At 51.3% G+C, this 9,218-nt stretch carries 9 protein-coding genes; all 9 read left to right on the top strand.

What is annotated here, in order from left to right; genetic code table 11:
- A partial coding sequence (locus ACO0LE_RS08160; protein WP_422959910.1) for an ExbD/TolR family protein occupies positions 1–132 on the top strand: 132 nt, incomplete at its 5' end.
- A 255-nt stretch (positions 133–387) separates the two neighbouring features.
- Positions 388–1,323, top strand: coding sequence for a BadF/BadG/BcrA/BcrD ATPase family protein (locus ACO0LE_RS08155; RefSeq protein WP_422959902.1), 936 nt, complete (start codon positions 388–390; stop codon positions 1,321–1,323).
- A gap of 10 nt (positions 1,324–1,333) precedes the next feature.
- The gene (locus ACO0LE_RS08150) at positions 1,334–2,068 is read left to right on the top strand and encodes a GntR family transcriptional regulator (RefSeq protein WP_422956269.1); all 735 of its coding nucleotides are present in this window, start codon (positions 1,334–1,336) and stop codon (positions 2,066–2,068) included.
- Positions 2,065–3,177, top strand: coding sequence for an N-acetylglucosamine-6-phosphate deacetylase (nagA, locus tag ACO0LE_RS08145; protein ID WP_422959901.1), 1,113 nt, complete (start codon positions 2,065–2,067; stop codon positions 3,175–3,177). Before ACO0LE_RS08150 ends, nagA begins: the two co-directional genes overlap by 4 nt.
- Positions 3,170–4,180: an SIS domain-containing protein gene (locus ACO0LE_RS08140; protein ID WP_422959909.1), complete on the top strand. Its 1,011-nt coding sequence runs from the start codon at positions 3,170–3,172 to the stop codon at positions 4,178–4,180. The genes nagA and ACO0LE_RS08140 overlap by 8 nt, the downstream gene beginning before the upstream one ends.
- Positions 4,181–4,471: 291 nt before the next feature.
- A complete protein-coding gene (locus ACO0LE_RS08135; RefSeq protein ID WP_422959900.1) occupies positions 4,472–5,755 on the top strand; it encodes an ABC transporter substrate-binding protein in 1,284 nt (427 codons plus the stop codon).
- Between the two features lie 2 nt (positions 5,756–5,757).
- Positions 5,758–6,627 (top strand): carbohydrate ABC transporter permease, encoded by an 870-nt coding sequence (locus tag ACO0LE_RS08130; protein ID WP_422959899.1) that lies wholly within the window; start codon positions 5,758–5,760, stop codon positions 6,625–6,627.
- On the top strand, positions 6,627–7,454 hold the full coding sequence (locus ACO0LE_RS08125; RefSeq protein WP_422959898.1) for a carbohydrate ABC transporter permease: 828 nt from the start codon (positions 6,627–6,629) through the stop codon (positions 7,452–7,454). Before ACO0LE_RS08130 ends, ACO0LE_RS08125 begins: the two co-directional genes overlap by 1 nt.
- Positions 7,451–9,037, top strand: coding sequence for a glycoside hydrolase family 3 protein (locus tag ACO0LE_RS08120; RefSeq protein ID WP_422959897.1), 1,587 nt, complete (start codon positions 7,451–7,453; stop codon positions 9,035–9,037). Before ACO0LE_RS08125 ends, ACO0LE_RS08120 begins: the two co-directional genes overlap by 4 nt.
- The last annotated feature ends 181 nt before the right edge of the window (positions 9,038–9,218 follow it).

The raw sequence follows: 9,218 nt of genomic DNA, 5'->3' as shown, positions 1-9,218 counted from the left end.
AATCAGCCGGAAGTGCATCTGCGGCCGAACAAGCTGGTGGCGTACAAGTCGGTGGCTCATGTGATGGCAACGGCTCAGCGTCTTGGCGTCACTAAGATCGGTATGGTCGGTAATGAGCAGTTCTTGAGGTGATACCAATGCTGAATGGATGGTGTCTGAATGATGTTGGATGGAGCAGGGCGACAGTCTGTAAGTGAGCTAAGCGAAGGCATTGCAAGAGAAATAGTGTATGGTCAGGTCAAAAGATTTTTAGATACCACTTAAATACCTATTGACAACCACTGTAGATAAGACCTACGATGAGGCATATGCTGGATTATCCACTGAAAATTGCGTTTAAACACGAATTTTTCAGAGGGAAATCGGCGACATTGAACAGAATAATCTATGGCAGAAATGAACGTAAGTAAACAATACCAATACTTGATCGGCGTTGATGGCGGTGGCACCGGAACCCGTGTGCGCTTGATCGCCCGTCAAGGCGCGCGAGCTAATGGCACTGCCGCTGATACTGTATCTGCCTTATCGGCTGTTGGTACTGCGGGACCTTCCGGTCTGATGCATGGCGCAGAGGCGGCGTGGAATTCGATACTCGCAGCGACCAAGCAAGCGTTTTTTGAAGCGGGCCTCAGCATGCCTGCCTTGGGTGAAATCGCGGCAGGTTGCGGTCTGGCAGGGATTAATAATCGCGAATGGGCGGCTGAGTTTGTCTCCGCGAATCCGGGCTTTGGCCTGCTCGTGATCGAGACTGATGCCGGGACCACCTTGCTCGGTGCGCATCAAGGTAAGGCCGGGGCGATTATTGCACTTGGTACCGGTAGCGTTGGCGAGGTCATGATGAGTGACGGCTCACGTCGTGAGGTGGGAGGCTGGGGATTTCCTTCCAGCGATGAAGCAAGCGGTGCCTGGTTGGGTTTGCGAGCAATGAATCACGCACAGCACGTGCTAGATGGCCGTAGTCCTGCAGATGCTTTTTCAGCGGCGGTAATCGCGCATTGCGGTGGTAATAAAGATGCGGTATTTCGCTGGCTGGCCCAAGCGAATCAGACACGTTACGCGCAACTCGCACCGATGGTGATTGCGCATGCTGGCAGCGTTGCCAGTGCCCACACAATTATGTCTGCAGCGGGATGCGAGGTTGGCAAGATGGCGATGGCACTTGATCCGTCTGCTACTTTACCCATTGCTTTATGTGGCGGACTGGCGGAGCCGATGACCGAATTTTTGCCAGCGGAGTTATGTCCCCGTATTGTCAGGCCGCATGCTGATTCTGCTGCTGGCGCATTACTACTGATTCAGAACCGATTGTTGAGCATTCAATAGAAAGAACACTATGCAAGCGCAATTAAGTGATTTCAAGCCGGATAGCGATAGCTCTACGCCGCTGTATTTGCAGCTCGCTAACAAGCTAGCGACCGGCATTCATAGCGGCATCTGGCAGCCTGACGAAGCACTACCTTCTGAGCGTTTGTTATCTGAGGCGCTGGACATCTCGCGTGTCACTGCGCGCAAAGCGATCGACATGCTGTGCGAGCGCGGACTGCTGACCCGCAAGCATGGTTCCGGTACTTACATCACGCCCAAACTGGAGCAGCCTCTATCACGACTGACCAACTTTAGTGAGGAGTTGCGCCAGCGTGGTTTTGCTCCGGGATCGCAATGGATTTCACGTGAGACAGGGATTGCTGCACCGGAAGAAATTTTGTCATTAGGCCTGTCGCCGAATACCGTCGTATCGCGTCTGAAACGTCTGCGTACCGCCGATAACGTCGTGATGGCGATTGAGAGCACGACGATTCCGGCGATCTATTTGCCGAATCCTAAATTGGTGACCGACAGTCTGTACGGTTATCTCGAATCAAATAACGTTACCCCGACGCGCGCCTTGCAGCATATCCGTGCCGTCAATGCGACCGCCGAACAGGCGAAACTCGCGGGCATTAAACAGGGGGCGGCGATGTTGTTTATTACCCGTGTCGGTTACCTGCCGACCGGTGCTGCCGTGGAACTGACGCATTCTTATTGCCGCAGTGATTATTATGATTTTGTCGCGGAGTTGTTCAGATGAGTGGAAGCTTGCAAGGTAATGTCCTGACGTCAGCAGGTTGGGTCAATGGCTCTATTGATTTTGCTGAACGCGTCACCGCCATTCATGGCGAGAAAAATGATCCGGTGGATAACTCGCAGCTATATATCTTGCCTGGTTTTGTTGATCTGCACGTGCACGGTGCCGGTGGCAAAGACACGATGGAGGCGGGAGATGCTGCGGAGGTCATCGCGCGCATGCATGCGCAACATGGCACGACGAGTTTACTCGCAACCACCATGACAGCACCGATGGCTGACCTGGAGGCAGCATTGTCCGCGTTGAAATCGATATGCGAGACTAGAACCAAAGGTGCAGCGCGGGTACTTGGCGTACATCTGGAAGGCCCGTATATCAATCCTGGCAAGCTCGGTGCACAACCGGATTTTGCACGGATTGCCTCACTGGAGCAGGTCAAGCATTTGCATGCGATTGCACCGATCAGACTGATTACCGTTGCGCCGGAAATGGACGGTCACTTGCAACTGGTGCGCGACCTGACTGATATGGGGATGGTCGTGCAGCTTGGCCACACATTAGGTACCTATGAAGAGGGCGTTGCTGCTTTAGACAACGGTGCCAAAGGATTTACCCATTTATATAACGCCATGTCGCGGCTTGATCATCGCGCTCCTGGCATGGTCGGAGCGGCGCTCGCGCATGCGCAATTTTCTGAAATTATTCCCGATCTTTTGCATGTGCATCCCGGTGCGATCAAGGCGGCAATGCGGGCCATACCGCATCTGTATTGCGTGACGGACTCGACGGCGGCATCTGGCATGCCGGATGGTCAGTACATGCTCGGCCGCCAGGTGGTGCATAAGTGCCTGGGCGGTGTGCGTCTGGCAGATGGCACGCTGGCTGGCAGCACGCTGACGATGGATCAGGCATTGCGTAATCTGGTCAGTATCGGTCTCAATATCGCGGACGCGTCTAAGCGTGTGTCCACATATGCCGCCGATTATCTCGGCTTACCAGATCGTGGTCGTTTGCACGTGGATAGTTACGCCGATATCGTCGTACTTGATCGCAAACTGAACCTGGTCGCTGTTTACGTAGAAGGAGAAAAGATTGACCTCGCAAATGCTTAAAGAAGCCTGTTCGTCCGCCGAGTTTGTGGCACATCAACTGAAGCAGGATAGAGAACGTTATGTCGCTCTGGGAAGTCAGCTCAGAGACAATCCACCGTCATCGGTATTGACGGTGGCGCGCGGCAGTTCCGATCATGCTGCCAATTATGCCGCCTACCTGATCATGTCACGTCTGGGACGCATCGTTGCCTCTTTGCCGATGTCGCTGGTCACACTGAACAAATCCCCTTTGCATGCCCGTGATGCGCTGGCAATTGCGATCTCGCAGTCGGGACAAAGCCCCGATGTGATTGAGCCGATTCGTTATTTCCGTGAAGGCGGGGCCTCCACGGTTGCGCTGGTCAATGATGCTGCGTCACCGCTGGCGCAGAGTGCGGAATGGACTTTGCCTTTGCATGCAGGTCCGGAGCTCAGTGTCGCTGCAACGAAAAGTTTTATTACCTCGCTGGTTGCAGGTGCACGGGTCGCGGGCAATTGGCAAAATGATGCGGACTTCTTAAGTGCGATTGAGATGCTGCCAGAAGCCTTGGATGCAGCAACGCATTGTGACTGGTCGAATGCTTTAGAGGTACTGACACCAGCTTCGCGCATCATGACCGTCGGGCGTGGTATCAGCTTCCCGGTTGCGCTGGAATCCGCGCTGAAATTTAAAGAGACTTCTGTAATTCAGGCAGAGGCATTTAGTGGTGCTGAAATTAAGCATGGTCCGATGGCATTGATTGATGACGGCTATCCTTTATTGATTTTTGCAACCCGCGGTCCTGCCCAGGCTGGCCTGATCAAACTCGCCGAAGAAATGCGCGGTCGCGGTGCGAACGTGCTGCTGGCGGCGCCGGTTGATATTAAAGAACGGAATCTGACTTTGCCTACTGCGGCGACACCAGACCTGGATCCGATTGTTGCGATCCAGGCGTTTTATGTGATGGCCGCGAACTTGTCTATTGCACGAGGATTAGACCCTGATAAGCCGCGTCATTTGAGCAAGGTGACTAAGACGAATTGAGCCTAATGCGATTTGAGCTTATTACGACTTGCATTAGTACGAAACGATTGAGTTTATTTGTGGGTTTATAGCAGTGTTTTTTAAAAACCTCTCGCTCTCGCGGGAGGATATTTCAAACAGACTAATAACATACTCCTATCCAGTATTTTTTCAATCACTAATAGAAATATGCGAATTCGGCTAGTTTTTATAAAAAAATAGGGGAGTATTGCTCCAGTGGGCAGGATTCGATTTTCGGTAACGGGCGCAATCCAGCGCTTATCCGCTATAAGCTCAAGCGCCATATCCACAATGCAATCCATCATGCTGGTATTGCTATTGATTTGCGCGCATGGCAATGCCAGCGCGGTGGAAAAAATCGAATTTTGGACCATGAGCTTAAAGCCGAAGTTCATTCCGTATTTTCAAACGCTGGTCAAAACCTATGAGGTACAACACCCCGGCGTCAAAGTGGAGTGGGTAGATTTTCCCTGGGATATTTTGCAGCTGAAACTCATCACCTCGATTGCAGCTGGTACACCGCCGTCACTGGTCAATCTCAGTGTGCCGTGGGCAGAAGAATTTGCGCGTGACGGTTTGATCGAAGCGGTTGATGGTCTGATGAAGAACAGAACGGTCTACACCAAAGGCGCGCTTGATGATCTGACCTTTCGCGGCAAGCTCTACGGTTTTCCGCATTACAGCAACGTCAATGTGATTGCCTATAATCGCAGAATTCTCAGCGCCGCTGGGATCACGCAAGCACCGAAAAATATGGATGAGCTGCTAGCCTATGCACGCCAGATTGCGGCCAAAACTGGCAAGGCTGGCTACGCGCCTGCGCTAGGGAAGATCGATGGTTTTTTAATGCAGCAAGGTCTGCCGCTCATCAAAGATGGCAAGGCTGTTTTTAATTCGCCCGCCCATATCGTCCTGATCAAAAAGCTCGCTGAGACCTATAAGGCGAACGGTTTTTTGAAAGATAAATTATTCGCCGAAGATAATTTCCCCGCCGTGGTGGATGCCTATCTGGGCGGTCGCCTAGGCATGATGGTCAGCGCGCCGACTGCCTTAAAACGTATTCAAGCGGATTCCGCCGAAATCTATGCGAATACCGCGATTTTTCCAGCACCTGTTGGTCCGACGGGTATTGCCGATGGTGGTTGGATGTTCAACTTCGCTGTACCAAAAGGCGTCAATCCCCGATCGCTGCCCGCGATTGCTGAGTTTGCCCAATTTCTGACGAACGACGAGAATCAATTAGCCTTTGCTAAGATTGCCAAAGTGATGCCGACCACGGTCAAAGCACTTGCTAATCCTTACTTTGCACAGATACCGGATCATGCGGGCGCAGCAGAAATTGCGCAGACCGTTGCTGCTGGTTCTATGCAGTATTCACGCAGTTTGTATGTGGATGGCATTACTGATTACGATGAGTTGCGGCGGTTTCTGGTGCAGGCAGTAGAGGCGGGAATGACGGGCAAAAAAGAGATCAAGCTGGCACTTGATGAGGCAGTGGCGATCTGGAATAAAAAGCTGGCTGTTGACGTTAATGCACAAACCCACGCCAGAACGATGGCGAAGGGGGATAACTGATTATGTCCGCTTTCCGACGACATAATGCAATTGCCTATGTATTCCTAGCACCGGCTTTGTTGTTGCTCGCGTTGTTCTCGTTCTGGCCAGTGTTATATGGCTCATATCTGAGCTTTACCGATTTCAGTTTAGTCCGCGCGACGCATTGGGTTGGTTGGGATAATTATCGCTACATCTTTGGAAATGCAATGTTTGTCAGAGGTCTTAAAAACTCCCTACTATTTTTATTCATCGTCCCGTTTATCCAGATTGGCGCAATCGTATTGGCAACGCTGGTCAATACCCAATTGCCGGCAATACGCTGGTTCCGTGCCGCATACTATGTTCCTGTAGTGACGACGGTTGCGGTAGTCGGGATTATGTGGGGATTTATGTTTCACGATCAGGGCGCATTGAATTATGTGCTTCTGAAACTTCACGCCATCAATCAACCGCTGGGTTGGTTATCGGATGACAGTCTAGCGATCTTCTCGATTATGTTTGTCTCCCTCTGGCGCGGGCTCGGTTGGTATATGGTGATGTACTTGGCAGCGTTGCAATCCATTCCCGCTGAGATGCAAGAAGCCGCTGTACTCGATGGAGCAAATCTATGGCAACGGTTTTGGAAGATCACCGTACCCATGCTATTTCCAACCATCATGGTCTGTACCATCATGTCCGTTTTAGCTGCGCTGAAGGCATATCAGGAGGTCGATGTCCTGACACAGGGCGGTCCGATGAATTCAACTTTTACCGCGCTCTACTATGCCTACGATCAGGGTTTAAAACATCTGAAATTGCCACGCGGTCTTGCCGCAAGTTTTGTGATGTCGTTGTCTTGTATTGCCATCGCATTAGCCTGCCTGCGCTACTTGAAGCCGAGGCACAGGTGATGTCACATTCTGTTCAGCATCTGTTTAAAATTATTCTCCAATATACGGTGCTAATCGCATTAGCAGTGCTGTGCGTATTTCCATTCTGGTGGACTCTGGTAGTGGCGGTCTCGACTGAGGGCAACATCTTTGAATTCCCGCCTAGCTTTATGCCACAAGCGGTATCAATGGACAATTTTATTGAAGTATTTCGCGTCATCCCGATGATCGCTTTTTATAAAAATTCCTTGCTAATTACCTTAGCGACTGTGAGTTGGAAATTACTACTGTGCTCACTGGCTGCTTATCCGCTGTCACGTATGTGCTTTAGCGGTAGCAAGTTAGTTTTTGGACTGATACTGGCAACCATGATTTTGCCGTCAGAAGTGAATTTTTTGGTGAACTTTATCACTCTGACCAAGATAGGCTTGGTCAATACTTATACCGGTGTGATCTTGCCGAATGTGGTGACCGCGGTATCGATACTGCTGTTGAAACAAGCCTTCGATGAAGTACCACAAGACCTGATTGATGCCGCACGGGTTGATGGTGCACCGGAGTGGATTATTTTCTGGAAAATCGTGTTGCCATTGATCACGCCATGGTTAGCAACCGTCGGTATTTTGACTGCGGTCGAAGCGTGGAATGACTATATCTGGCCTTCTATCGTAATTAGTAAGCCCGATGATTTTCCTTTGTCAGCAGGTGTGCTGTATCTGCGTGGTACTTACGGTAGCAGTACACGGGTGATTGCTGCGGGCACTATTTTGACGATCGCGCCGATACTCGTCGCCTTTTTATTTACCCAGCGCTTTTTTATGCGCGGCATGGATGGAGCAGTGAAATGACTTTAGAAGTTAAGCGAGCTAATGCAAGCTCAGATGCGATGGTATCGACCAGCGCAATGACAAACATAGTGACGAACATAATGACAAGCGCAGCGGCAAAAAAAATCGCGGGCCAACTGATCATGATACGCATGCCGGGTACCTCGCTTGATGCGGAGATGGCGCAATTTTTACGTGATAACCATATTCGCGCAGTTTGCCTGTTTCGTCAGAATATGATCGATGCTCAGCAGCTATCTAAGTTTACGGCGGATTTGCGAGAAGTCATGGGGCCGGATGCCTTAATTGGTATTGATCAGGAGGGCGGAGCAGTCGTGCGTTCGACCTGGGTGCCGCAGCCGCCTGCTGCAATGTCGTTGGGAGCTAGCGATGATCCGGCGCTATGTCGCGCGGTAGGTGCGGCGGTTGCGCGTGGCGTGAAGTCTCTCGGTTTTAACTGGAATTTCGCTCCGGTGCTCGACCTCAATAATAACGTTGATAATCCCGTCATCTCTGAACGCTCATTTGGCTCTGATCCGCAGAATGCAGGCCGATTAGCAATGGCGTGGATGGAGGGAAGTTTGTCGGAGGGCGTCGCGTGCTGCGTGAAACATTTCCCCGGGCATGGCGACACCAATGTCGATTCGCATCGTGATTTGCCGACGGTCGATAAGTCGCGTGCAGAACTGGATGCAATGGAGTTTGCACCTTTTCATATGGCGAAAGAGGCTGCGCCAGCCATGATGACAGCACACATCGTGTATCCCGCGCTGGATGCCGATTTTCCTGCCACGATGTCGAAAAAAATTCTGACTGGCATCTTGCGTGACGAGTGGAATTATCAGGGTGTCGTCATTACTGATGGCATGGACATGCACGCGATTGCCGGTCGCTATGGCGCAGGCAAAGCCGCCGTGATTGCCTTGGACGCGGGCGCTGATCTGGTGATGGCCTTAGGCACCAGGGAAACCCAGATTGAGACACTGGCAGCCTTGACTGATGCCATACAAAACGGGCAGATTGACGCGGCAGGATTACAGCAACGCTTGGCACGCGTCACCAGACTAACGCAACAGTATCCATGTCAGCAAACGGGGTTTCAAATCACCTATCAAACCGAAGCACAAGATTTGCAATTAATGGCAGAGGCCTGGAAGCGCGGATTGACGCCTTACCATAATCCAAAAGCGCCGGCACCCGGCAGTAAAGTCCGCTTGGTGATTAGCGCCAACGTCGTTAGCGATGGCGTCTCGGAAGCAGGCATCCGCTCCGAAAAAGTCAGCGCGATGTTGAGCGATATTTATGTCGTCGATACCGTGGAATTTGATCGGGCAAACGAATTTGACTGGAGCGCATTACCCGATGATGGCCGATTTACGATACTCGCCTCCACAATCCGTTTGCGTTACAACGATAAAATCCGGCAGGAGTGGAAACCTGATTTGCATCTGGTGTTATGGAATCCGTTTCAGTCGCTGGACATTCAATCGCCTGCATTGATTACCTATGGTTTTGCTACGCCAGCGATTGATGCCGTTGCTGCTTGGCTCCGTGGAGATATTCTTGCTGAAGGTAAATTGCCTGTGGTTGGTTTTGACGTTTGAGAAATTTGATAGCAGGAGTGGTGTGCATGGTGCCCCCAACTTAACTCATCGGAGCTTCTAGAGAGTCTTTAGGCTTTTGATGTTTTTGTTGGTTGGAGGTATTTTGGACGCCGCGCGGGGTCGTCACTCCCGGCCTGTCACTACGAAGTGTAAAAATGTTAGTTCGAGAGAACACCGGAAC

It is taken from the genome of Undibacterium sp. Xuan67W, assembly GCF_049340165.1.
In the GTDB taxonomy this organism is placed as follows: domain Bacteria; phylum Pseudomonadota; class Gammaproteobacteria; order Burkholderiales; family Burkholderiaceae_D; genus Undibacterium.
This window is presented reverse-complemented; position numbering and strand designations above follow the sequence as displayed.

Excerpts from the sequence above, each read along its gene's own strand:
- ACO0LE_RS08155 (WP_422959902.1), top strand. The coding sequence starts at position 388 with ATGGCAGAAATGAACGTAAGTAAACAATACCAATACTTGATCGGCGTT.
- ACO0LE_RS08150 (WP_422956269.1), top strand. The coding sequence starts at position 1,334 with ATGCAAGCGCAATTAAGTGATTTCAAGCCGGATAGCGATAGCTCTACG.
- nagA (WP_422959901.1), top strand. The coding sequence starts at position 2,065 with ATGAGTGGAAGCTTGCAAGGTAATGTCCTGACGTCAGCAGGTTGGGTC.
- ACO0LE_RS08140 (WP_422959909.1), top strand. The coding sequence starts at position 3,170 with ATGCTTAAAGAAGCCTGTTCGTCCGCCGAGTTTGTGGCACATCAACTG.
- ACO0LE_RS08135 (WP_422959900.1), top strand. The coding sequence starts at position 4,472 with ATGCAATCCATCATGCTGGTATTGCTATTGATTTGCGCGCATGGCAAT.
- ACO0LE_RS08130 (WP_422959899.1), top strand. The coding sequence starts at position 5,758 with ATGTCCGCTTTCCGACGACATAATGCAATTGCCTATGTATTCCTAGCA.
- ACO0LE_RS08125 (WP_422959898.1), top strand. The coding sequence starts at position 6,627 with ATGTCACATTCTGTTCAGCATCTGTTTAAAATTATTCTCCAATATACG.
- ACO0LE_RS08120 (WP_422959897.1), top strand. The coding sequence starts at position 7,451 with ATGACTTTAGAAGTTAAGCGAGCTAATGCAAGCTCAGATGCGATGGTA.